The organism is Pseudomonas saudiphocaensis (assembly GCF_000756775.1).
GTDB lineage: Bacteria > Pseudomonadota > Gammaproteobacteria > Pseudomonadales > Pseudomonadaceae > Stutzerimonas > Stutzerimonas saudiphocaensis.
Genome location: NZ_CCSF01000001.1, coordinates 332,892 through 355,770 on the forward strand (window position 1 = coordinate 332,892; position 22,879 = coordinate 355,770).

Sequence of the window (22,879 nt, forward strand, 5' to 3'; positions counted from 1 at the left end):
TCCGACGGCTGCATACCTTTCCTTCTATCCTGACCTTAGCCCTGTTGCGCTCAGCTCAAAGGAGCCGTTGATGTCCCTGCGTCTGCCGTTTCATCTGGTCCGCCTGATCCTCGGTGCCGGTATCGCTGCCTTTAGCCTGACAGGGTGCCAGGCATATCTGGACGGCCGTTACAGCGACAGCTTGCCACCCAAGCAGGGTGTACAACCGCTGACCGGGCTGGCTGAGCGCGTCAGCATACGGCGTAACGCGCTGGGCATGCCGCTGATTGAAACCTCTACCTTCCACGACGCGCTGTTTGGCCTGGGCTATATCCATGCCACCGACCGCCTGAGCCAGATGGTCAGCCTGCGCCTGATGGCTCAGGGGCGACTGGCCGAAATGGCAGGGCCGGGCGTATTGGAGATCGACCGCTTCATGCGTGCGGTCAATCTGCGCAAGAGCGCCGAGGTGCTCTACCGCGAAAGCTCGCCGCGGATGAAGCGCTTCTTCGAGGTTTATGCGCGTGGCGTCAACGCTTATCTGTACAGGCACCGCGACAAGCTGCCGATGGACCTGGCAGCTGCCGGTTATACGCCCGAATACTGGACTCCCGAGGATTCGGTGCTGGTGTTCTGCCTGCTGAACTTCGGTCTGTCGGTGAATCTGCAGGAGGAAATCGCCGCTCTGGTGATGGCCCAGCGAGTCGGCAGTGACCAACTGGCCTGGCTGCTGCCGACCTATCCTGACGAGCCGCTGCCCTTTGAAGAGGCAGCAAAGCTCAAAGGCCTAAAGCTGACGGGAGAGCTTCCCGGCCTCGCAGCCATTGATCGTGCTGCCGCGCAGGTGGCTGAGCTGGGACTGCTTGGCGTTGCGGCTTCCAACAACTGGGCGATTTCCGGCAGTCGTACGCGCAGCGGAAAGCCGTTGATGGCCAACGACACCCATCTACCGCTGTCGATGCCCTCGTACTGGAATTTTGTGCAGATTCGCTCGCCCAAACTCAATGCGGCGGGTGTGACGGTGGCGGGCGTTCCGGCGGTGGTCGCAGGCTTCAACGGGAAGCTTGGTTGGGGCATGACCATGGTCATGGGCGACAACCAGGACCTGTTCCTGGAAAAGGTCCGGCGAGAGAACGGGCGCCTGCAATACCTGGCCGACGGCAAGTGGCTGCCAGCGCGCGAGCGCCACGAGACTTTCATCATCAAGGGGCAGCGGCCCCTCCGCGAAACCATTTATGAAACGCGCAACGGCCCGCTGCTCAACAGCGTGCTGGGCGAGCGCAAGCATGCCTTGCAACCCTTGCAGCTCAGCAGTGGATTTGGCATTGCGCTGAAGACCACCCAGTTGGAGGCGGACAAGTCACTCGATGCCTTCTTCGACCTGACCCGCGCTCAGAATGTGGATCAAGCCTTCGAGGCCGCCCGTGACATCCGCGCCATGGCACTCAACCTGGTATTCGCTGACGAGCAGGGTATCGGCTGGCAGGTCACCGGACGCTATCCCAACCGCCGGGGTGGTCTGGGGCTGTTGCCATCGCCTGGCTGGGATGGGCTGTATGACTGGGATGGTTTTGCCGATCCCATGTTGCATCCGTATGACCAGGATCCGGCCCAAGGCTGGCTCGGCACCGCCAATCATCGCACCGTGCCGCGTGGCTACGGCATGCAGTTGTCCAACTCTTGGCATTACCCCGAACGCGCCGAGCGAATTGCCGAGCTGGCTGAACGGGGGCGTCACGATACCGCCAGCATGATCGCAATGCAGTACGACCGGCAGACCCCATTCGCCGCTAAGCTGGCCGCCATGTTCGAAGGGCCGTCCATGCGCGAGCCATTGCAGCAAGCCATTGCAGCGCTGCCAGCCGGCGAGCGCGACAAGGCGCGCTTGGCTCTGTCGCGGCTTTTGAAGTTCGATGGGGGCATGGACGCCGCATCTGCCGATGCAGCGCTTTATTCGGCGTTTCTTTACGAAAGCGCTCGGCTGACCTTTCTCGATGAGCTTGGGCCGGATGACAGCTCCGCCTGGAAGGCCCTGGTACAGAGCGCCAACACTTCATATTCGGCGCAGGCCGATCACTTGCTCGGGCGTGACGACAGCCCCTATTGGGATGATGTGACCACGCCGCAGAAAGAGGACAAACCAGCCATTCTGGCGCGCAGCCTGGTCGCGGCGGTCGATCACCTGAGCGCGAAACTGGGCAGCGATATCAGCGCCTGGCAGTGGGGCAAGCTGCACAGCTACACCTGGGTGACAGGTACAACGCAGCTCGCGCAGTACCTGCCTGCCAGCAGGCGCAGCAGCGTCAATGCGATTCGGGGTTATCTGGATCGGGGGCCATATTCTGCCGGCGGTGATCACAACACGTTGAACGTCTCTGCGTACCATTGGGGGCAAAACTTCGATACCTGGTTGATACCAGCCATGCGGATCGTCGTTGATTTCGGGCGAGACGAGCCGCTAATCGGCCTGAACAGCTCGGGGCAGTCCGGCAATCCGGCCAGCCCGCATTATGCCGATGGTATCGAGGCCTGGATGAAGGGGCGCTATACGAGCTTCCCGTTCAAGGCGCAGAACCTCGACAAGGTGTACGGCAATCAGCGCCTATGGCTGGTGCCTGAGAAACGCTGAAGGGCCGAAGTAGTCAGAAAATGCCAAAGGCTTTTCCACCTAGGATGTGTACGAAAAGTCGTCGAGCGAAGGTCAGGCGAGGCAAAAACGGGTGAGGAAGCGGAGTTTACGAGCTGTAAATGAGCATTCCGAACCCGTTTTTAACGAAGCATCACCGAGCGCAGGCACTTTTCGTACAGAGCCTAAGCAGGTACCACTTCCAGCACACGGATAAGTCCTGTCTCGGGGTAATGCCAGCGAACCTGCAAATCCCAGAACTGCGCGCCATAGCGTCGTTCCGGGTCGGGCTTCTGGTAAGCCGGACGCGGGTCCTGGGCCAGGCATTGCTCGATCAGTTCAATCACAGGTTCATCCAGTCGCAGCGCCTCGCTGTGTGCCTGGGTAAGGGCGCTTTCGCTCCAGTGCACGTCGATCAGAAGGGGGGCGTCGGCGGCCATGGTATTGCGCGCCTCAGGCAGGGCATCGGCGTAGGGCACATAGGGCTTGATGTCGATAATGGGTGTGCCGTCCAGCAGGTCGATGCCGGATACCAGCAGGCGCCCCGGCTCAACCTCGTCGAGCCTGACCACTGACTGACCGATGCCATTGGGGCGATGTGTGGCGCGGGTGGCAAAAACACCGACCATCTTGTTGCCGCCCAGCCGTGGTGGGCGAACCCTCAGGCGCGGCTTTTCCTCCAGCGCCTGATGGAAGAGAAACAGCAGCCAGACATGACTCACCTGCTCCAGTCCCGCGACCGCCTCGCCGGTATCGAACGGTGGCAGCAGCTCCAGTACGCCGCGCGCGGCTGGGGCCAGCTGCGGTTGGCGCGGAATGGCAAACTTCTCTCTGAAGCAGGAGCGCAGAATGCCAACGGGGCTGACTGTGTGATGCATGGTGATGGCCGACAGAAAAAGAGCAGCGATGATAGCGCCGACAACGCCTCAGTGTGTTGTGTGACGTGTTGCTTGAGCGGCCGCGCACGTCGCGGACAGAGAGTTATAGGCTGCTGCAGGGCAGCGTGACCGCGAGCAGGGCGACCACTAACGCCGATCGAGTTGCATGGGCCACGGGGGTAAAGAGGTGCTCTTGGAGGACGCAAAGTTGACGTCGCCGCTTCGTGAGGCTGGCTTACGCGGCACGGACGCATCAATGGCGGAGTTCGTGTGGGTGCGGGAACTCGGCCATTGATCGTTGAGGGCCGGCTGCTTATTCGTTCGCTGTAGAAGGATCGATGACGGCGCTGACGGGGGTGATCTTGTTGGCGGGGAAGCCCGACTTCTCGGCATGTTCCCGGATCAGCTGTTCACTGGGCGCGTTGTAGATGCAGTAGATCTTGTCACCGGCCACGTAACTATGGACCCACTGGATTTCCGGGCTCATCCGTGCGAGTACGCTGTTGGAGTGCTTGGATGCGTCGCGGAGTGCTTGCTCCGACATGTCGCCTGCACCTGCGATTTCACGTTCGATCAAGTACTGAGTCATTGTCTGCTCCTGGCTGAGGCGCCCGAAGTAGGGCGGTTGCTAGTTGAGCTATGCGTCCGGGCAGACGCGAGCCTTCCAGGCACTCTTTAGCAGCCCACAGGCATGAGCGAGAACAGGTTTGCATCCAAAAGATGATGGGCTTAGACCCAAAGGACGAGCGCTGCGGCGTGCCAAACGAACCGGCTCGCAATATCGAAGCCGATTTCTGCACTAGCGAAAGCTGAAGTTTCTGCCGTAACCAGCTAGCGCTCGGCCCCGTATGAGCGGGGCTTCTTTGATGGTGTGTGATCAGATCGCTTCGGCCCAGAGGTCGTACTCGTCGGCATGGGTCACGCGCACGCGTACCTTGTCGCCGGGCTGTAGCGGGTGCTCGCTGTCGACATAGACCATGCCGTCGATTTCCGGGGCGTCGGCCCAGGAGCGGCCGATGGCGCCGTCCTCGTCCACCTCGTCTATAAGTACATCCATCTCCTTGCCGATCTTGAGTTGCAGGCGCGCGGCGCTGATGGCCTGCTGATGGGCCATAAAGCGGTCCCAGCGCTCCTGCTTGATCTCGTCCGGTACCGGTTCCAGGCCGAGTACTTCGGCAGGAGCGCCTTCGACGGGGGAGTACTGGAAGCAGCCGACACGATCCAGTTGGGCTTCGGTGAGCCAGTCGAGCAGGTACTGGAAGTCTTCCTCGGTCTCGCCGGGGAAGCCGACGATAAAGGTGGAGCGGATGGTCAGATCGGGGCAGATCTCACGCCACTTCTTGATGCGCGCCAGGGTCCTGTCCTCGAAAGCCGGGCGTTTCATCGCCTTGAGTACCTTGGGGCTGGCGTGCTGGAAGGGAATGTCCAGATACGGAAGGATCTTGCCGGCGGCCATCAGCGGAATTACGTCGTCCACGTTGGGGTAAGGATAGACGTAGTGCAGGCGTACCCAGACGCCCATCTTGCCCAGCTCCTCGCACAGTTCCAGCATGCGCGTCTTGACCGGCTGGCCGTTCCAGAAATCCAGCTTGTACTTGAGATCGACGCCGTAGGCGCTAGTGTCCTGGCTGATCACCAGGACTTCCTTGACGCCGGCCTTGACCAGGCGCTCGGCCTCGCTCAATACGCTGCCCACCGGCCGGCTGACCAGCTTGCCGCGCATGGAAGGAATGATGCAGAAGCTGCAGCTGTGGTTACAGCCTTCGGAAATTTTCAGATAGGCGTAGTGGCGCGGGGTGAGCTTGATGCCCTGGGGTGGCACCAGATCGACGAAGGGATCGTGCTCGATGTTCGGCGGGATCACTTCATGTACGGCATTGACCACCTGCTCGTACTGCTGCGGCCCGGTGACCGCCAAAACGCTTGGGTGCACGCCGCGGATGTTGTTTTCATCCACACCCATGCAGCCGGTGACGATGACCTTGCCGTTTTCGGCGATGGCTTCGCCGATTGCATCCAATGACTCGGCCTTGGCGCTGTCGATAAAGCCGCAAGTGTTTACTACCACGACATCGGCGTCCTCGTAGGACGGCACGATCTGGTAACCCTCCATGCGCAGCTGGGTAAGAATGCGCTCCGAGTCCACCGTTGCCTTGGGACACCCGAGTGAAACGAACCCTACGCTTGGGACTTTATTCGACATGACAGGCCGGGCCTCGGTGATGCAGCTGGAAAAAATGGCGGCGGATTATATAGCGATTTTCAGCTTTTCACCCGGCCTGTCTGGCTTCCGTTTAGCGTTTTTTTGCTCAGCGGTACTCACACAGATAAGCGGTATCGGTCGCGACCTTCAGCTGAAATTTGCTGTTTGCAGGTACGGTAAAACGGGTGCCGGCGGCAAAGGTTTCGAAGCTGTCGCTGCCTGGCAGTTTCACGTCCAGGCTGCCGGCTACCACATGCATGACTTCCAGCTGGGCGGTGCCGAATTCGTATTCGCCTGGAGCCATCACGCCAATGGTGGCGGGGCCGTCGGCCATGTCGAAGGCGATGGATTTGACGGTGCCGTCGAAGTATTCGTTGACCTTGAACATGCGGGTTACCTGATGGGTGGGGAAAAGGTTGGAAAGTATGCCCAAGCACAGCGGCGCCGTCATCAGAAGCTGTTCTGGCTAGCCGACTTGAGCGCGGCGCGGCACGGGCCATACCGAAATGCGCGATACCGCTTAGCTTCTACAGGCAAGGAACATCGCGTAAATCAGGCCTGACTTGGTCTCAAGCGGCTTTGGCGCATGGAAAGGGTTAAGTGCTCCAGCGTTACGAGGACGCCCAGATTGACTTTCTGCTGGCCAGGCAACTGTTGGTCATAGCCGATGCGTGGTGCACCTCGCCTGCTGCGTTTTGCCAAAGCAGTGACTATTATTTGCGCCGGTTTTTTCTGGATGACCGGAATGGAATGTCGCCCCGGCTGCGGTGCCTGCTGCATTGCCCCTTCGATTAGTTCTGCAATACCCGGTATGCCGAACGGTAAACCGGCAGGTGTGCGTTGCCTACATCTGACGGACGCGAATTACTGCGGGCTGTTCGGTCAGCCAAATCGACCCGCAGTATGTGCGGCGTTCAGTGCTGATCAGAGTGTCTGCGGCGAGAGCCGCGAAGAAGCCATCCGTGTGCTGGGATGGCTGGAGCAGGCCACGGCCTGAAAAGACTTCGCGGCTGAGCCGCTCCCGTACTGCTGTGCAGTTGAGAGCGATTCAGCCGCGAATATTCAAACCGGTATCAGCGATTGAACGCCGCTCCGGTGCCTACTACAGCAGCAGATGGCAGCAGCTGGCTGATGAAGCGGTTCCAGCGGGTGATACCTGCAGGGCCAACAAACACAACGTCCTGAGGCTGAAGCGGGAAGCTCTTGGCCAAGGCGAACGCGGTGGGCGATTTGGCATTCAGCTGGAAGACCTTGGCTGGCTCGGTGGCGATGTTTGCCGCGCCACGAATGACGTAGACCGCTTCGCCGTCAGCTGTCTCCTGGCGGATGCCACCGGCAGTACCGATGGCGTCCATCAGGTTGTAGCTGGAGGTCTTGAAACTCAGGGCCAGCGGCTCGTTGACCTCTCCAAGAACGTAGATCTTCTTCTGATCGTTGTAGGGCAGATGCAGCTGGTCGCCGTCCTTCAGATAGACCTGATGCAGCCAGGAGTCCGGGCGGTTCAGGTCGTCGAGGTCGAGCAGGTACTCGCGACCGTCGCGCTTGAGCACCAGGCTGGAAAGGTCAGCGTTTTCAGTGTCGATGTTGGCCTGGCCGATGGCTTGCACGATGTTTATCGGTGCGGTGGTCACTGGAACTTCACCGCCAGTGTTGAACGCGCCGGAGAGCACGATGCGCTGGCTGCCGTAGCGCAGCAGGTTGACGTCTACCTGCGGGCTATCGATGTAATTGGCAAGGCGGCGTGCAATCTCGGCTCGCAACTCTTCAATGGTGCGGCCGGCTGCGTTGACGTTACCGATATAGGGATAGAAGAGCGTGCCATCAGGGCGAACCAGGCGACCGTTGGCATCAAGTTGCTGCTGCGGGCCGGACGGCGCAGTCAATTCGGGGTGATCCCAAACGGTAATGTAGAGCAGATCGTTGGCACCGATGCGATAGGCTTCAGGCTTGTAGTCGATCAGTTCCTGCTTGCTGGACGTGCCTCTGTCGGAAGGCACCTCGCCCGTGAGCATTTCCGGCGTGATGCGCAACAGCTGTACGCTGCCGTTTTCTGATTTTGCTCCGTCCTTGAACTCATCCGGGTCAAGGTGTTGGCCAGGTGAAAAGACGCATCCCTGGAGTACCAGAACGGAAGAGAACGCGAGCGCAAATAATGGTTTCATGGGTCTTCATCCTTGACGGAATAGTTGTTTTTCGGAGTGAAACGGCTGGATTCACTTGTCGCTGCTTCATTAGAAAAGCCCGATGAAAGCGGCTCTCCATATCAATCGATCGCTACCCATTTGTTCTCGCAGGCATGGCTCGACACTTATGGGCCGGTGTGCCGACAGCCTTATGTAGTTGGCTTTGCCGTTCACAGAAGTCATAGACCGTTGTGTTCCGGCTGGGTTCAGATGCGACTCGACAAATTGCTTGCGCGGTCTGCGTGGTTGTTAGCCGCGTTTTGGCTGGTCAGGGTTGTACTACTCTTGCCGCCGCCATAGGGCTCAAACTCCCGCCCCGGGCGCTTCAATCATCCAGCGCAGTGTTTCGCGAAGTTCTATCGGTTTGTGCTCACTAATTAGTCGGGTCAGCCTGGCATTGCAGCCGAACAGATTCTTTACATCAGCGCTGCGTATGTAGGCGGGATTAACCCTAACTTGCATTTGATGACCGGATATCAGAGCTGCCTGCTGCAAAACATATTGCAAGGTGTGGGCAGTGCCTGAGCAGATATTGACGGTCTGCCCGATCGCGTCCTGCGTTTCAAGCAAGCGCCGGTAGGCTCTTACTACATCGCGTACATCACAGAAATCCCTGGCTATATCCAGGTTCCCCAGTTCGATGAACTCGGCGCCGCGGCGCGTATGCGCAATTATCTTGGGAATCAGGAACTGCTCAGACTGACCAACGCCCGTGTAGTTGAACGGGCGCGTGATGATCAATGGCAATTGCCGTTGATACAGCCGCGCCAGATATTCCATTGCGGTTTTGCTGACCGCGTAATCATTGGCGGGTGCAAAAGGGGACGACTCGTCCAGCACACCTTCGGTGTTGCCATAGACATTGGCACTGCTGGCGAGAATGACTGCAGCGAGGCCGTCGGCAACCGGCCGCAGTGCTTCGAGCAAGTGTCGGGTGCCGATGAGATTGGCGCGGTAAATGGCGTCAGCGTCGGCATGCGCCACGAAGGACACGGCGGCCAGGTGCACGACATGGCTCGGGCGCAATTCCAACAGCAGGTCTTTCAGCATCTGCGGTTCATTCAGCGAACAGCAGTGAATCGCAGCAATGCTCGCTGGCAGCTCCCCTTGTAGAGGGCGATAGCTGAGGCCATGGACTTCGTAGCCGTGTGCTGCGAGTTCCTCGGCCATGTAGCGACCGGTAAAACCGGTAACGCCGGTGATCAGCGCTTTCATTTACTTCCCTACATGAAGTTGAAGGGGGCTGCGTTCAGGACTGTTGCTTGGCAAGACTTGCCTTGTGTCGGGAGTTCTTTTCACGCCAATACGCCGGCACGATATACAGCGCGTCCTGAAAGTAACGCTTTGCCAAGCGCCGTGGCTCCAGACACATGCGATGCAGCCACTCGAGCTTGCATTCGCGCATCCACAACGGTGCTCGCTTGATGGTGCCGGTGGCAAAGGCAATCGAGGCGCCAATGCTGAAGGCCATTCCCGAGCGCTCATGGGGCTGTATCGCCGCCGCCAATATTTCGCCGCGCGGGGTGCCGACGGCGAACAACACCAGCTCCGAAGGGGTGTCCCGAATGAACTGCAAGCACCGTTGCACTTCTTCCGGATTGTTGATGAAGCCCATGGGCGGATTGTGGTGGTAAAGATCGATGCCGGGGTAAAGCTCTTTCAGCTTCTGGGTTTCAGCAGTCGAACAGCCAATCAGAACCACGCGCAGGCGGTCTTCGCTCGCCCACTGCAATAGATCAAGCGTCAGGTCACTGCCAGGGATGGCTTCCTCGATCTCGACCCCCAGCCGGTCCAGCAATGCCAGCAGGACCCGGCTGTCGCACAATCGCCACCGTGCTCTTGCATAAGCATCGCGCAGCGCGTCGTCATGCTGTAGTTGCACCAGGTGGTCGACATTGGGCGTGACCACAAACGAATAGGGCTGTTTCACGCCCTCACGAATGCAGCCCAGCAACGCCTTCTTGTTGCCGGAATAAAAGTTGATGCCGAAGGCTGTAGTATCACTTGACACTCATTGCTACTCCCTTGAAAGCGCCTTTGATACCCGACCATGCAAGAGTGGGGTGTCTGAACTCTTTGATGGTGGTAACGGCTGATAGAAGAAAGGCGGAAACGAGCGCAAAACCCGGGCCGTAAAAACGCTTGTTGAAGCGTGTGGCGGCTCGGTTCCGGTAGTAATGGTAGAAGGCCGAGCGACTGCCCAGGCTAAGCGAACCATAATGAAAGAGACGGCTTTCAGGTATTACCTTGATTGATATGCCAAACTCTCTGGCGCGGTATTGCCAGTCGACTTCTTCGAAGTACATGAAGTACTTTTCATCCATCAAACCAATTTCTTTTGTCAGCGCTGTAGAAAACGCAAGACTGCAGCCCATTAAATAGTCCGGGATGTGTGCGAGACCTTGTTGCTGCAGGGTTTCAATGCTCTGGTTCTTACCCAACAGGCGCGCCTTTCCGAGGATCGGGTAGAGCTTTCCGCCGCCATAACACTCCAATCGCCCGGTTTCGGCACTCAATACCAGCGAGCCGACGAACTGCCGGTCGTTTTGCTTAAGTGCTTCTAAAAGCGGTGAAAAGGCGTCGCTGTCTACATAGGTGTCATTATTGATGACCCAAAAGTATTCGGGGTTAAGATTTTCCACTGCCCAGCGCAGGCCGTAGTTATTGCCACCTGCATAACCGCTGTTTTCCGGGTTGTTAAGCACAGTCACATTGCGATGCTGCTTTTCATCCAGCCATTGCTGCAGGGCGACTGCGGAGCCGTCTTGCGAATCATTGTCGATGATTACGACATGATCGAGCGTTGCACAATGAGCAAGTATGCTCTCAGCGCAGCTGATGGTCTCAGTAGCAGCTTTGTAATTGAGAATAAGTGCGACGTTCATGTGCTCGTTCCTTGCTGCGAAGATGGCGTGCTCTCAGAGCGTGTATTACAAAAAGCATGGCGAAAACCTGCTGTGTATATTCGAGCAGAGCATTAAGGGGCCAGATCACCATGTAAGCGAGAATGACCGCGTAGGTAAACCGCATGTCAGAATGTATGTTTTTAGCGATACGCTGATAGATATAGAGTGTCAGCGGCACAATGATGAAGCTGAGGAAGCCAAAGCGGAAAAGCGTTCCGATGATGCCGACATCGGAAAGGAAAAAGTGCTCGCCAAAGTAGGGAATGAAGCCGTCCTGCCACATCAATGACAAGGAGCCACTGGGCAGCCATTTGACCAATGCAAGATGACCGAAGATGGAAGCGATGGTGTTGGAGCGGACGTTGTCTTCGACTCCCTCCTCAAGGTTGCTCGCATAAAAGTCGAGATTTACCCCGAGTGTCTCCAATAAGCTTGGGTAGAAGTAAAAAGGAGATATGAGAAAGCACAACGACACCGCCCATATGAGGGCTTTTGCCCTGAGGCAGAACAGGGTGAAGGCCAGACACAGCGCTATGAGCTGGCGCGTCTGAGTCGCGAAAACCAGCGTCAGCAGAATCAGCACGGCAACGATCAGATAGAACGTTTTCTGGCGTTTGTCGCCGTTGATGGGCGACTGACCTTTTGCCCATGTCTGAATGCAGTAGAAGTAGGTGAAGCACAGCAGGAACGGGCCGATCGATGAGCGGTCCGGGCGGTCCCAGGCGGTCTGTTCTTCGCGTAAATCAGGAATCAGACCGAATTTATAAAGCCAGGACAGGATGACGGCGACAAGTGCCGCATAAAGCAATGCGCGCTCGAATTGAAGGGTGCTGACTCGTTTGGCGAGCAGCAATAGCGGTACGAAGCCGAAGGCGAAAAGTATCCGCCGCTCTTCGATAAGACCGTAGACGATGGGCTGACCATAGGTGTGATAGGCAAAAATCGCGGGCAGCAGAGTGAATATCAAGACACTGTAGAGCCCGTAATACATGAGCACGCGGTATTCGCGAGGCGACTCATCGGTTGATGCGAGAATCAATAGCAGGGCTAGGCCCAGGCAGGCTGCCATATAGGCTTCGTTGAGAAACTTTAAGCCGATAGGGTTGTGCGTACTTTCACCCAGCACGGAAAAGTGCAGAACCAGCAACAGCGTGAGCAATGGCACATAAATCAATTTTGAACTGATGTTCGTCATCACCTAAGTCCTTGGGCGCCTTTTCCTTTTAAGTACCAATGTGCCGCAAACAATAGGGCTTTAGGTTGCAGCAGCACGTCGAGCCTCTGCCCATACGTGTCTTCTCGGATTCCCCGCAGAGCGCCCGTCTGATCAGGCGAGGCGCTTCAATACCGTTGAATTAAGTCCCTCATTCTCAGGTCGCAAGGTTTGACAGTGGGTTCCTCCCGCGGTTGCGTGAGTTCCGTGAATATTTGTGAATATCCAGCTTTCCGCGAACTTCAATTCGCTTACATTGATGTTATTTCGCTATGAGACGTAAATTTCATCACTGAGGGCCGATATCGCTGCAGTCGTTCTGGATATGTTTTTGCAGGATGTGCATTTGCGGACGGTCTTCGCCATCTATTGGCTCGACAGCCAGCACGTATTTCCCCCAGCCAGGCCCGCCGGCCCAGTAGGCACTGGGAATACAGTTTTCATTGAGGTAGGCGAGCATATTGTCCATCGCGAGCAGCATCGATTCGGAATGGCCGGGTACGCCGTATTCACCGAGAAAACCTTTTTGGCCGTGCTCCTTGAGCCACTCCACGAAAGGCCGGGTACGTTCCACGCCCAGCATTGGACCGACTACTTCTTCTTCGGCGTAGCGGCCTGAGAAGTCCTTGTCGAAATAGATGTGCGCCGAATAGATGAGGTTGTCTGCCGGGTCCTCCAGGAGAAAATCCTCGTTTACCATGCGCCAGTGGAAGCTGCTGGCCCAGCGATCTCCCTCCACGATGATCGGAGTCTTCATGTCGACTTCACGGATGGCGTGCACCGCGGCTTGGGCTGCGTCACGCCACAAGCCTTTGGTGGAGTGGGGCTCATTCATGATGTCGTAGCCAAGAAGGGCTGGATGGTCCTTGAACGCCTCGGCCAGGTGGCGCCAGACATTCGCATAGGCCTCATAGGGGACTTCCGGCGAGCCGATCAGCTGATCCTTGTAGCGGGCGTAGTTGTGCATATCCAGAATGACTTTCTGGCCATGCCGGGCAGCCTGATCAAGGGTTTTGCGGAGCAGGCGCATCTGGTCAAAGTTGATGCCCTTGTCCAGGTCATGCTGCAGCCGCTCCCAGATGAAGGGGAAGCGAATCAGGCGAATGTTCTTCTCGGCGTAGTAGCTGAAGTGCTTTTTTTCCGGATAGAAGTAATTGGTACCGACTTTGCCTGGCGTGATATGCGGGGCGAAATTGGCGCCGGACAGGTTGATACCGATCAGGTCGATCCCTTTAGTGTCGGTCTCGGTAGCCAGTGCGACTGAAGCGCAGGTAGCCAGCGAGAGTGCAGTGACAAGTCTCAGCGTGCGTGGAAAAGACGAAAGCATGAGTGCATCCCTTTGTCTGATCTGCCGGCTACCGCAGCGGCAGGCACCGCCCGCCTGCCCGGGGCAGGTGAGCGGCTTGGTGTGAATCGGTAGTTACTTGGCTTTGTACTCGTACTGGTAGTAGCCGTAGTCGCTGTAATTGGAGGCTTTACGCAGCACGGCGTTGAAGATCACGCCCTTGACCAGCAGTCCGTTCTGTTCCAGGCGGCGCTTGGCATGTTCGATCTCCTTGATGCTGTTGAGGCCGTAGCGGGTCACCATCAGCGTGGTGCCTGCCTGGCTGCCCACAAGAGCAGCGTCGGTAACAGCGAGGATCGGAGGTGTATCGAAAATCACCAGGTCGTACATGTTGCTGATTTCTCTGACGAAGCGAGAGAAGTTCTCATGCATCAGCAACTCGGACGGATTAGGCGGCACCTGGCCGTGGGCAATCACGTGCAGGTTGGCCAGTTGGGTTTTCTGGATGGCATCGAACAGCGTAATGCGACCGGAAAGAATGTCCGAGAGACCCTTGTCGCCCTGGCAACGCATGACCTTGTGCAGGTAGCCCTTGCGCATGTCGGCGTCGACCAGCAGCACCTTCTTGCCCGATTGTGCGATCACAGCAGCCAGGTTACTGGTTACGAATGACTTGCCCACACCAGGGCTCGGACCGGTGATCATCAGGATATTGTTTTTCGCCTCGATCATGGCGAAGTGCAGGCTGGTACGCAGGCTGCGCATGGCTTCTGTGGCCAGGTCGGCAGGGTCGTTGATCGAAAGCAGATAGGAGGCGTTGCTCTTGTCCCGCTTGAAATTGGCCAGGCGCTTTTCCAGCAGACCTTGCTTTTCGCTGAAGGGAATGGCTGCATACACCGGAATGCCGGAACGCTCGATATCTTCCGGATTCTCCACGCCGCGCTTGAGGGCTTCGCGCACATAGACGAAGGCAACGGCAAGCAGCCCGCCGAGCAGCGTGGCGACAATGATCACCAGCGGCTTGTTGGGTTTCACCGGCTCGTCAATGTCGGCAGCGGCGTGGTCGACGATGCGCACGTTGCCCACAGTGCCGGCGCGGATGATGTCCAGCTCCTGAGTCTTGTTCAGCAGCATGGCGTAGGTTTCAGACGAAACCTCGACGTCGCGGGTCAGGCGCAGCAGCTCCTGCTGGGTAGAGGGCAGGGTGCTGATCTGCTTTTCCAGTTCCGATTTCTGCGTCTGCAGCTGGTTGATCTGATTGATCAGCGCCTGGAAGTTCGGGTGCTGGCGGGTGAAGCGCCGCTCCATCTCGGTACGCTTGAGGTTCTGTTCGGAAATCTGCTTTTCCAGATCAACGATGCGATCCAGCACCGACTGGGTCTCGGCGGTGATATCCACCGAGCGATTGCCGGTCTGATATTGATTCAGCGCGGTCTGGGCGGCGTCGAGGTTTTTGCGCACCTCCGGGATCTGCTCGCTGAGGAACTCGAGGCTCTGAGTCGCTTCTGCAGCATTACGCGCGATGTTCTGCTGCACATAGCGCTGAGCGACCTCTTCCAGAACCTTGATGGCCTTTTCCGGGTCGGTGTCTTCCAGACTCACGCCAACGATGCCGGACTGCTTGCCGCGCTCGCCGGCCGACAGGCGTTTCTGATAATCCTCGGTGGTGGCGTAGGTCCGGTTGCGGGTCACATTGAAAGTGGTGCCGGGGCGGGCGTTGAGCTCGGCCACCGTAATGCCGTAGTCGGGTGTTTCAACCGGCTCGCCGACCAGGCCCTGAACGACCACTTCACCGTCCGGGTCGCGCAGGATGAAACCATTGCCCTCGGCGGCTTCCAGAGTCAGTTCCTCGCCGTGCATCTTGTCCGGCACGATGAGCTGGGTGATGCGCAGGGTCTCGCCACCCCAGGCGTAGGATTCGAAGCCGGCCGGATACCAGGCCAGTTCGCCTTCCTCGGTTGGTTCGAAGTTGCGCGCCATGAAGCCGCCGATCAGCGGGAAATAGCGCGGCTCGATGATGATGTCGAGATTGAGCGCTTCCACGGCGCCGCCCACCACGGAGCGTGATTTGAGCAGGGCGATCTCGGTCTGTGCAGGCGACACCGCCGGCGTATTGCCGACCACGTCAGTCAAGCTTGGCAGGCCGCTCTTGGCTTCGATCTGAATCATCGCGGTAGCCAGGTATACGGGTGTGCTGAGTAGCGCATAGGCGATACCCAGCGCCGCAAAAAAGCCGGTTATGACGGCTATGGTGCCCCGGTTGTTGAGGAAGGTGTCGAAGAGGTGGGCAAGATCAATGTCCTTGTCCTCTTTGGTTTCATATATGGGGCGTGGCATGGTTGTCATTGAAGTTCCTTCTTCTTATTCAAGGTAAGGAAGCCAGCTCTCGACGGTTTGCGTCAGAAGGCTGTGGACGTGGTCAAAAGCGGGTTTGGATTGACGGAATGGATCGGGTATTTCCATGCCGTCCAGCCATTTGCCCATCAGGAAGGTCTTGCCGTGTACTTCGGGAGCTATCTGGCGAAGGTGCTGGATGTGGCTTTGCTCCATGGTCAGGATCAGATCGGCCTGGTGCAGCATTTCGCTGTCGACCTGACGAGCGCGGTGGGTCGTATGTTCCAGTCCGTGTTCTTGCAGCACTTGGTGGGCGAGTTTGTCCATCGGGTTTCCGACCAGTGCGCCGATACCGGCCGAACTGACCGTGATGCCCTTGCCCTGCAATCTGTGGAGCAGCAGTGCTTCAGCCGCAGGGCTTCTGCAGATGTTGCCGACGCAAACAATCAATATGTTTTGGAACATCTCAGTGCGTTCCTGCAGAGAAAGCCAGGCGGGTGCCGAACGCACATTTGATAGTGGCTCGTTTCATGGGTTCATTCCTTTACGCGCGAAAGTCCGTTAATAAACGTCGCGATTGAACAGCAGGGCGGGAATGGTCCGGGCCAGGATGTAAATGTCGAACCAGACCGACCAGCGCTCGATGTAGTCCAGGTCGTACTCGACACGTTTTTCGATCTTTTCCAGAGTGTCGGTTTCGCCGCGATAGCCGTTGATCTGCGCCCAGCCGGTGATGCCCGGCTTGACCCGATGGCGTGCGGAGTATTCGGAGACGGCGTCTTCGAACAGCACGCCGGCGGCCTTGGTCGCGGTGGCGTGAGGGCGTGGGCCGACCATCGACATGCTGCCGAGGAACACGTTCAGCAGCTGTGGCAGCTCGTCGAGGCTGGTCTTGCGGATAAAGCGACCGACACGGGTGATGCGATCGTCGTCGCGGGTGGTCTGCCGTTCGGCGTTGGCATCCGAGCGGGCGTGGTACATGGAGCGGAACTTGTAGACCTCGATCAGACGGTTGTTGTAGCCGTAGCGTTTTTGCTTGAACAGGACCGGACCGGGGGAGTCGAGCTTGATCGCCAGAGCCACCAGCAGCATGACTGGTGCGGCCGCCAACAGGGCCAGGCTCGAGAGAACGATATCCTCAATGCGCTTGAAAACCGGCGACCAACCCCGCAGCGGCAGGTCCGAGGCAATCAGCGTAGGCAGGCCGGCCACCTCGGTGATGCGCTTGTTGGCATGACGGAAGGCGACCATGTCGGGCACCAGCAGAACGTTGACTGGCAGCTTGCGCAGCTCATTGATCACCTGGCCGATGCGGCTGTCGGCAAACCAGGGCAGGGCGACCAGCACCTGGGTGACCTTTTCTTCGCGGATCATCTGCTCCAGGTCGCGGGTATTACCCAGCAACGGCAGGTTGGCGAGCTGCTTAGGCAACCGCTCCAGACGGTCGTCGATGAAGCCTAGAACGCCGGTGCGGATATCGCGATGGCTGGCAAGGTACTCGGCTACGCGCACACCGTTGTCGGTGCCGCCCAGAATCACTGCATTTTGCAGATACACGCCCTTGGCCATCAGGCGGCGGAACAGGGCAAGCATCAATATGCGTTCGGTACCGAAAAGGACGGCGCTGGTGAAGAACCAGAACGCCAGATGACCCGTTTCCAGGTAGCTGAACATCCCGAGGCCCTGATGCATGAAGATCAACAGGCTGAACGCTGCTGCCCAAGCCACCAGCATGGTGCGAAAACGCAACAGGGTGCTGAACACCTCTTCGCTATAAATACCCACCGACTGGAAGATCACGACGCTGATTACGCCGAAGAACGCCAGGAAGGTACTGAATGTACCGCCGCTGATGGGTAGGAACAGCAGGAGCAGCATGCCCGGCAGTACTGCGGTCAGTCCGTGAATCAGGCGAATGCTGGCAAGAAAGTAATCGACGAAACTGGGGTGGGCGTACTCAAGGGTTCCAACGGACTGTAAGCGCATACAAGGCTCCTTCCTTCGGCTATTGTCAGCTCAATGTTCTCGTTCAAGTCGCTGCGTTCCTTGGATCTGCGTGACAGCACGCAGGCGCAACAAGCTGCAACGGGACAACTGCTCCGACCGCCACCCGTGAAATGAGTTCAGCGTATGAGTGCAAAGTGCTGTTTTGTTGGCACCTTTATATCTGGTAGCTCAAGTCATTGAAATTAAAGGGATAAAACTTTTGTTTGTACTTGCTTCGCGAGATTTTCTGACTGCCGGTCGACATGTGGCGATGACAGTCGGAACGAGTGCTGCAGCGTTCACAACTTCTTGACGGCCGGCGAGTCCTACCTGTCGTTCAATTACAGGAAGCATGGCCATGAACGTATCCGGGGCGTTGCTGATTCTTCATGGAAAACAGGCGCTCAACGACGAAGTGCGGGCAGCAGTCAACGCCTGGCGTGAGCTGGGTCGGAATTTGGCGGTGCGCGTGACATGGGAACCCGGTGATACTCGCCGTATAGTTCAGCAGGCGCTGGATGAGGGTTACCGCACTCTGGTTGCCGGCGGTGGCGACGGCACACTGCGTGAAGTGGCGCAGGCACTGCTTGAAAGCGGTATTGACGCCAGCCTGGCAGTGATGCCGTTGGGCACTGCCAATGACTTCGCCCACGCCGCCGGCATCTCTCTGGAGCCCTTGGAAGCCCTGGCCTTGCTGGAGCGCGTGCCGACACCCGTTGACGTCGGTGAGATGAATGGCGAGCCGTTCGTCAATATGACCACCGGTGGCTTTGGCTCGAAAGTGACGGCCAATACCTCGGAAGAGCTGAAAAAGGTCCTCGGTGGCAGCGCTTATCTGCTGACAGGGCTCACCCGATTCAATGAAATCAGTTCGGCCTGGGGCCGCTTTACCGGGCCGGATTTCACTTGGGAGGGGGATTTTCTCGCAATGGGCGTCGGTAATGGACGTCAGTCGGGGGGAGGGCAAGTGCTGTGTCCCCAGGCGATGATGGACGATGGATTGCTCGACTTGTGCATCATTCCGGCGCCGGCCGATACGGTGGGCACACTGGGCACCCTGCTGAGCGGCGGTCTGCTGGGTATCGAAAGTGTTTCCGTAAATGCGCGGCTGCCCTGGCTTGAAATCGAGGCCCCGGAAGAGATCGATATCAACCTCGATGGTGAACCGGCAGCGGCGAAGCACATGCGCTTCTCAGTGCGCTCCAAGGCCTTGCGGCTACACTTGCCCGAATCCTCCCCATTGCTCAGTGATTCCAGCATCCAATAGAAGTGCTTGATGTGCGGTTGACGCAGCAGCGATAAGCGTGATGGCATTGCGCTATTGGCTGCTCGGGCCGATCATGGCAAGACAAAATCGGCGGTGGGCCCATTAAGCGTCGGGCCTGGCTGCCGATAGCCTCCATGTCCCGTATTCAGCAAGGAGCCAACCCCATGGCCGGCATTCTCGATTCAGTCGATCAACGCACTCGCTTGGTGGGCCAGAATCGCCTGGAAATCCTCATGTTCAGGCTCGCGGGCCGGCAGAAGTTCGCCATCAACGTGTTCAAGGTGCAGGAAGTGGTCCGGCTGCCGAAAATGACGCTGATGCCGCATCGCCATGGCTCGGTCTGTGGCGTGGTCAACCTGCGTGGGCAGACGCTGCCGGTGATCGACCTGTCGCGAGCCATTGGCCTGCGCCCGCTGGTCCCTGATGAGAACAGCACCATCATCGTTACCGAGTACAACCGCTCGGTGCAGGCCTTTCTGGTCGGTGGGGTGGACCGTATCCTCAACCTCAACTGGGAAGAGGTGCTGCCGCCTCCCTCCACAGCAGGGCGCCAGCATTACCTGACGGCCATCACCAAGGTGGATGAGGAACTGGTTGAAGTCATTGATGTGGAAAAGGTGCTTGCGGAGATCGTGCCTTACAACAGCAGCATTTCCCCGGAGCGCCTCGCCGATCCGGTGCTCGAGCGTGCCAGGGGCCGCGAAGTGCTCTGTGTTGATGACTCCAATGTTGCTCTGGCGCAGTTGCGCGAGACCCTGGGTCAGCTCGGCATTACCGTGCACTCGGCCAGTGACGGTCTGAAAGGCCTGAACAAGCTCAAGTCGTGGGCCGATGCCGGCGAGGTGCTGACCGACAAACTGCTGATGGTCTTCACCGATGCCGAAATGCCGGAAATGGACGGCTATCGCCTCACGACCGAGATTCGCGAGGACCCGCGCCTGCGTGATCTGTACGTTGTCCTGCACACCTCGCTGTCGGGCAGCTTCAACCTGGCGATGGTGAAAAAGGTTGGCTGCGACAACTTCCTCTCCAAGTTCCAGCCAGAGAAGCTGGTTGATGTTGTTCGCGAGCGTTTGCTGCAGGATGAGCCTACTTAACCGAATGAACTGAACGTCGAGGGCGCCCATGCAGCTGTCAGCACTCTATCGCTACCCCCTTAAATCTGGCGCGGGTGAACGGCTCGAACAGGCTTATTGCGGCCCTCTTGGCTTGCACGGCGATCGCCGCTGGATGCTGATTGATGCAACCAACGGGCGCTTTCTCACTCAGCGCTCGGTGCCGTCCATGGCACTGCTGCAAGTGCGCTGGCAGGGTGAAGAGGGTGTGCGGCTGAGTGCGCCTGGCATGGCTGAGCTTGCAGTGCCGGTGCCGATGTCCTCGGCAGCGTTGCGTGGTGCCTTTATCTGGCGTGAGGTGGTGCGGGTGCCGGATTGCGGCGACGATGCGGCTCAGTGGCTGAGCGACTTTCTTGGTCGTGCGGTGCGCCTGGTGTACCTGCCGGAAAGCGACGCCATTCAAGTGGATCTGACCTACGCCCGGGACGGTGAGCTCACCGCGTTCACTGACGGCTTTCCCTTTATGCTGATCGGGCAGGCGTCACTGGACGACCTGTGCGCCAGGATCGGCAGGCCGCTGGAAATGCTGCGTTTCCGGCCCAGTCTGGTGGTGGCCGGCGCCGAGCCCTACGCCGAGGACAGCTGGAAACGCATTCGCATCGGCACCGTGGAGTTTCGCGTGGTCAAGCCCTGCACTCGCTGCGCGATTCCGATCCTCGATCCGGCAACGGCGCAGCGTAGCCCCGATATGGAGCCCATGGCGACGCTGCTGACCTATCGCAAGGGCAGAGACGGCGTGTTCTTCGGGCAGAACCTAATCGCCGAAGGTAGCGGCCCGCTGGTCGAAGGCATGCCGGTGGAAGTCCTCGAGTAAGTCGCCTCACTGCGTATCGAAATAACGCTCGTGCCACTCGACCAGTGGCTGTGGGGCGTTGAGCTTCTGTCCGTAGATCACTGAGTAGGTGAGCACGTTCTGAACATACTGGCGGGTTTCATCGAAGGGGATGTTTTCCACCCAGACGTCGAAGGGCAGGTGTTCGGCGTTTTTTAGCCACTGGCGCACCCGACCGGGCCCTGCGTTGTAGGCAGCCGAGGCCAGCACCCGATTGCCCTTGAACTGCCCGTAGATCTGGCTGAGGTAGGCCGTACCCAGCTGAATATTGGTGTTGGGGTTGAGGACCTGCTGGTGCGATGACAATGGAATGTTGAAGCGTTTGGCGGTTTCCTTGGCAGTTGCAGGCATCAGCTGCATCAGGCCGGTGGCGCCCACGTGGGAGCGCGCGTCGGCCATGAAGCCGCTCTCCTGACGGGTGATCGCGAATGCCCAGCTGGGATGGATGTCCCGCGCCTTGGCGGCTTGGAGCAGGCTATTGCGGTGGGCCATGGGGAAGCGGATATCCAGGTCGTCCCAATATTGCGCTTGGCTGATGGTACGGATTGCCGGGAAATACCACTCCATGTCATAGGCCAGGCGGGCCTGGGCGACCAGCTCCTCGCGGCTGAATAGGCGGCTGACGTGGTACCACTCGCGGCGACCGTCGACGATTTGCCCACGGGCATGGAATTCCAGTGCGCGACGAATGCCGGCGGTGTTACGCACCTTGCGCACCACCTTGGGGTCCAGCTTCATTGGCTGGTGATTGAAGGCGTAGGGCGCCTGGATGCGATCAGCGGACAAAAACCCGTAGAAATCACGCTCGGTGGATACCGGCTGATAAAGCAGCGCTGCCTGCTTGTTGTTGGGTTGAGCCAGCTCTAGGCTGCGAGCCTTCCAGTAGCGCCAGCGATTGCTGTTGGCCAGCTCGTCCGGAAAACGCTGGGTCAGGGTATGCGCTTCTTCCCAGCGACCCAGGCGCAGCAGCAGGCGCGCGCGCCATTCGCTGACCGTATTGTCGCGAAGTTGCGGATCGTATTCGGCCATTACCGACAGCGCGCGCGGATCGAAGCGCTTGGCCAAGGTAAGGCCGATCTGCCGGGCGATGGCGACCTTTTCTTCCGACGAAAACGAAAGACGGCGGGCATAGCCGTCGAGCAGCGCCAGTGCCTGCTCGGGGTCCTGTCGCGCCAGGCGGCGCAGGCCAATCGAGACGATGTCTGCGGTGGTCTGGTTGGTTGCGGCAAAACGTTCAGGCTGTTTCAGCAGTTGCGGCTTCTGCGCCACCTCGATCAGGCGTTCACCCTGAGCCTTGAGCGTTGGCAGGCTTTTCGCCAGAAAGGCGGCCAGGCCGTAATTGCCGCTTTCGACTGCCAGCTTGAGGCGCTGCCAGCGCAGCTCCTCGGTGAGTTGGCCGGCTGCGCTCCAACGCTCGAACAGCGGGTCGCAGGCATTGTGCTGCGACTTGCCTACCAGCCAGAGCCGCTGAGCCGTGGCGTAGCCTTCTTGTACCTGGCCATTGCTGAGCTGGTACTGGCCGTACAGGCAGTCCAGCTCGGCAAAATTCATCTTGGGATCGTAGTGGCGAACGAAGGGCTGCCAATCGTTACGCGCGGCCAGCAGGCGCAGCCAGCGCAGTTTCATCCAGCTGATCTGCGGCAGGTCGCCATGCTCGGCGAGAAATTTTTCGACCTCGGTATTGCTGGCAGACTTCAGCCGTGCGGTCAGGTCGTCATAGGCCAGGTACGGCTCGAGCGGATAGTCGCGCAGGGCACTGGCGTAACGCCGGTAGGGCCCGTTGTCACCTTTGGCCAACGCCTGCTTGGCTTCGTCGTAATAGCGACGTTGTTGTTCGAGGTTGGCGGCGTGGGCGTTTTGAAAGGTTACGGTAGCGAGGAGCAGGCAAAAACAGAAACTGGAGAGGCGACCGCGCATGATACTTCCGGAGACGGGCAGGGAGGGGTGTTTGGCGGCTAGCTTAGCGTGGCCAGTCAGCTAGTTAAACGCGGATTAAGCTCTTGAAACAAACAAAGCCGACCTTCCGATGAAGGGGCATCCGCTCCGGCTGTAGCGACCTCCGGCCTGGGGCC

20 protein-coding genes are annotated in these 22,879 nt (G+C 58.6%); 5 read left to right on the forward strand and 15 right to left on the reverse strand.

The features are described 5' to 3' along the window. The first annotated feature begins 70 nt into the window (after positions 1–70). Positions 71–2,608 (forward strand): penicillin acylase family protein, encoded by a 2,538-nt coding sequence (locus BN1079_RS01675; protein WP_037021862.1) that lies wholly within the window; start codon positions 71–73, stop codon positions 2,606–2,608. Between the two features lie 182 nt (positions 2,609–2,790). Here the strand turns inward: BN1079_RS01675 and tsaA are convergent, their stop codons facing one another. The 5 genes from tsaA to BN1079_RS17675 form a co-directional block, all read right to left on the reverse strand. Further along, the gene (tsaA, locus tag BN1079_RS01680; protein WP_037021869.1) at positions 2,791–3,483 is read right to left on the reverse strand and encodes a tRNA (N6-threonylcarbamoyladenosine(37)-N6)-methyltransferase TrmO; all 693 of its coding nucleotides are present in this window, start codon (positions 3,481–3,483) and stop codon (positions 2,791–2,793) included. A gap of 313 nt (positions 3,484–3,796) precedes the next feature. After that, complete coding sequence (locus BN1079_RS01685) at positions 3,797–4,072, reverse strand: DUF4242 domain-containing protein (RefSeq protein WP_037021870.1); 276 nt, start codon at positions 4,070–4,072, stop codon at positions 3,797–3,799. Between the two features lie 288 nt (positions 4,073–4,360). Then, complete coding sequence (gene rimO, locus BN1079_RS01690) at positions 4,361–5,686, reverse strand: 30S ribosomal protein S12 methylthiotransferase RimO (RefSeq protein ID WP_037021871.1); 1,326 nt, start codon at positions 5,684–5,686, stop codon at positions 4,361–4,363. Between the two features lie 106 nt (positions 5,687–5,792). After that, on the reverse strand, positions 5,793–6,074 hold the full coding sequence (ppnP, locus tag BN1079_RS01695; RefSeq protein ID WP_037026539.1) for a pyrimidine/purine nucleoside phosphorylase: 282 nt from the start codon (positions 6,072–6,074) through the stop codon (positions 5,793–5,795). A 164-nt stretch (positions 6,075–6,238) separates the two neighbouring features. Beyond that, positions 6,239–6,466, reverse strand: coding sequence for a hypothetical protein (locus tag BN1079_RS17675; RefSeq protein ID WP_171819276.1), 228 nt, complete (start codon positions 6,464–6,466; stop codon positions 6,239–6,241). Here BN1079_RS17675 and BN1079_RS17770 point away from each other — a divergent pair. Then, on the forward strand, positions 6,432–6,683 hold the full coding sequence (locus tag BN1079_RS17770) for a YkgJ family cysteine cluster protein (protein ID WP_074436850.1): 252 nt from the start codon (positions 6,432–6,434) through the stop codon (positions 6,681–6,683). The two genes, BN1079_RS17675 and BN1079_RS17770, sit on opposite strands and share 35 nt — an antisense overlap. Positions 6,684–6,759: 76 nt before the next feature. Here BN1079_RS17770 and BN1079_RS01705 read toward each other — a convergent pair whose 3' ends face one another. The 9 genes from BN1079_RS01705 to BN1079_RS01745 all read right to left on the reverse strand — a co-directional run bounded on the left by BN1079_RS01705 (position 6,760) and on the right by BN1079_RS01745 (position 17,593). Then, a complete protein-coding gene (locus BN1079_RS01705) occupies positions 6,760–7,848 on the reverse strand; it encodes a polysaccharide biosynthesis/export family protein (RefSeq protein WP_037021873.1) in 1,089 nt (362 codons plus the stop codon). 324 nt (positions 7,849–8,172) lie between these two features. Continuing rightward, complete coding sequence (locus tag BN1079_RS01710) at positions 8,173–9,084, reverse strand: GDP-mannose 4,6-dehydratase (RefSeq protein ID WP_037021874.1); 912 nt, start codon at positions 9,082–9,084, stop codon at positions 8,173–8,175. Positions 9,085–9,118: 34 nt separating this feature from the next. After that, entirely contained in the window at positions 9,119–9,880 is a 762-nt protein-coding gene (locus BN1079_RS01715; protein WP_037021875.1) for a WecB/TagA/CpsF family glycosyltransferase, read from the reverse strand. Next, positions 9,870–10,754 (reverse strand): glycosyltransferase family 2 protein, encoded by an 885-nt coding sequence (locus BN1079_RS01720; protein WP_037021876.1) that lies wholly within the window; start codon positions 10,752–10,754, stop codon positions 9,870–9,872. Before BN1079_RS01720 ends, BN1079_RS01715 begins: the two co-directional genes overlap by 11 nt. After that, positions 10,714–11,970, reverse strand: coding sequence for a hypothetical protein (locus BN1079_RS01725; protein ID WP_037021877.1), 1,257 nt, complete (start codon positions 11,968–11,970; stop codon positions 10,714–10,716). The genes BN1079_RS01720 and BN1079_RS01725 overlap by 41 nt, the downstream gene beginning before the upstream one ends. Positions 11,971–12,277: 307 nt before the next feature. After that, positions 12,278–13,315, reverse strand: coding sequence for a glycoside hydrolase family 5 protein (locus tag BN1079_RS01730; protein WP_037021878.1), 1,038 nt, complete (start codon positions 13,313–13,315; stop codon positions 12,278–12,280). A gap of 93 nt (positions 13,316–13,408) precedes the next feature. Beyond that, the gene (locus BN1079_RS01735) at positions 13,409–15,619 is read right to left on the reverse strand and encodes a polysaccharide biosynthesis tyrosine autokinase (protein WP_037021879.1); all 2,211 of its coding nucleotides are present in this window, start codon (positions 15,617–15,619) and stop codon (positions 13,409–13,411) included. 15 nt (positions 15,620–15,634) lie between these two features. Continuing rightward, positions 15,635–16,072 (reverse strand): low molecular weight protein-tyrosine-phosphatase, encoded by a 438-nt coding sequence (locus BN1079_RS01740; RefSeq protein WP_037021880.1) that lies wholly within the window; start codon positions 16,070–16,072, stop codon positions 15,635–15,637. Positions 16,073–16,168: 96 nt separating this feature from the next. Beyond that, positions 16,169–17,593, reverse strand: a complete 1,425-nt coding sequence (locus BN1079_RS01745; protein WP_037021881.1) for an undecaprenyl-phosphate glucose phosphotransferase — start codon at positions 17,591–17,593, stop codon at positions 16,169–16,171. Between the two features lie 358 nt (positions 17,594–17,951). On the opposite strand from BN1079_RS01745, the gene yegS reads away from it, so the two are divergent. From yegS to BN1079_RS01760, 3 genes are all read left to right on the forward strand, one after another. Continuing rightward, positions 17,952–18,860, forward strand: a complete 909-nt coding sequence (gene yegS / locus BN1079_RS01750) for a lipid kinase YegS (RefSeq protein ID WP_037021882.1) — start codon at positions 17,952–17,954, stop codon at positions 18,858–18,860. Between the two features lie 164 nt (positions 18,861–19,024). Then, positions 19,025–19,957, forward strand: a complete 933-nt coding sequence (locus tag BN1079_RS01755; RefSeq protein ID WP_037021883.1) for a chemotaxis protein CheV — start codon at positions 19,025–19,027, stop codon at positions 19,955–19,957. A 28-nt stretch (positions 19,958–19,985) separates the two neighbouring features. Continuing rightward, positions 19,986–20,789, forward strand: a complete 804-nt coding sequence (locus BN1079_RS01760) for an MOSC domain-containing protein (RefSeq protein ID WP_037021884.1) — start codon at positions 19,986–19,988, stop codon at positions 20,787–20,789. A 6-nt stretch (positions 20,790–20,795) separates the two neighbouring features. Here BN1079_RS01760 and BN1079_RS01765 read toward each other — a convergent pair whose 3' ends face one another. Then, positions 20,796–22,724, reverse strand: coding sequence for a transglycosylase SLT domain-containing protein (locus BN1079_RS01765; RefSeq protein ID WP_037021886.1), 1,929 nt, complete (start codon positions 22,722–22,724; stop codon positions 20,796–20,798). Positions 22,725–22,879: the final 155 nt, after the last annotated feature.

Bases quoted from the DNA above. Each gene is read 5' to 3' on its own strand.
- BN1079_RS17770 (WP_074436850.1), top strand. From the start codon at position 6,432: ATGGAATGTCGCCCCGGCTGCGGTGCCTGCTGCATTGCCCCTTCGATT.
- BN1079_RS01675 (WP_037021862.1), top strand. From the start codon at position 71: ATGTCCCTGCGTCTGCCGTTTCATCTGGTCCGCCTGATCCTCGGTGCC.
- BN1079_RS01755 (WP_037021883.1), top strand. From the start codon at position 19,025: ATGGCCGGCATTCTCGATTCAGTCGATCAACGCACTCGCTTGGTGGGC.
- BN1079_RS01760 (WP_037021884.1), top strand. From the start codon at position 19,986: ATGCAGCTGTCAGCACTCTATCGCTACCCCCTTAAATCTGGCGCGGGT.
- BN1079_RS01735 (WP_037021879.1), bottom strand. From the start codon at position 15,619: ATGACAACCATGCCACGCCCCATATATGAAACCAAAGAGGACAAGGAC.
- BN1079_RS01710 (WP_037021874.1), bottom strand. From the start codon at position 9,084: ATGAAAGCGCTGATCACCGGCGTTACCGGTTTTACCGGTCGCTACATG.
- rimO (WP_037021871.1), bottom strand. From the start codon at position 5,686: ATGTCGAATAAAGTCCCAAGCGTAGGGTTCGTTTCACTCGGGTGTCCC.
- BN1079_RS17675 (WP_171819276.1), bottom strand. From the start codon at position 6,466: ATGCAGCAGGCACCGCAGCCGGGGCGACATTCCATTCCGGTCATCCAG.
- BN1079_RS01765 (WP_037021886.1), bottom strand. From the start codon at position 22,724: ATGCGCGGTCGCCTCTCCAGTTTCTGTTTTTGCCTGCTCCTCGCTACC.
- BN1079_RS01745 (WP_037021881.1), bottom strand. From the start codon at position 17,593: ATGCGCTTACAGTCCGTTGGAACCCTTGAGTACGCCCACCCCAGTTTC.
- BN1079_RS01705 (WP_037021873.1), bottom strand. From the start codon at position 7,848: ATGAAACCATTATTTGCGCTCGCGTTCTCTTCCGTTCTGGTACTCCAG.
- BN1079_RS01725 (WP_037021877.1), bottom strand. From the start codon at position 11,970: ATGACGAACATCAGTTCAAAATTGATTTATGTGCCATTGCTCACGCTG.
- BN1079_RS01740 (WP_037021880.1), bottom strand. From the start codon at position 16,072: ATGTTCCAAAACATATTGATTGTTTGCGTCGGCAACATCTGCAGAAGC.
- yegS (WP_037021882.1), top strand. From the start codon at position 17,952: ATGAACGTATCCGGGGCGTTGCTGATTCTTCATGGAAAACAGGCGCTC.
- BN1079_RS01730 (WP_037021878.1), bottom strand. From the start codon at position 13,315: ATGCTTTCGTCTTTTCCACGCACGCTGAGACTTGTCACTGCACTCTCG.
- BN1079_RS01720 (WP_037021876.1), bottom strand. From the start codon at position 10,754: ATGAACGTCGCACTTATTCTCAATTACAAAGCTGCTACTGAGACCATC.
- BN1079_RS01685 (WP_037021870.1), bottom strand. From the start codon at position 4,072: ATGACTCAGTACTTGATCGAACGTGAAATCGCAGGTGCAGGCGACATG.
- tsaA (WP_037021869.1), bottom strand. From the start codon at position 3,483: ATGCATCACACAGTCAGCCCCGTTGGCATTCTGCGCTCCTGCTTCAGA.
- ppnP (WP_037026539.1), bottom strand. From the start codon at position 6,074: ATGTTCAAGGTCAACGAATACTTCGACGGCACCGTCAAATCCATCGCC.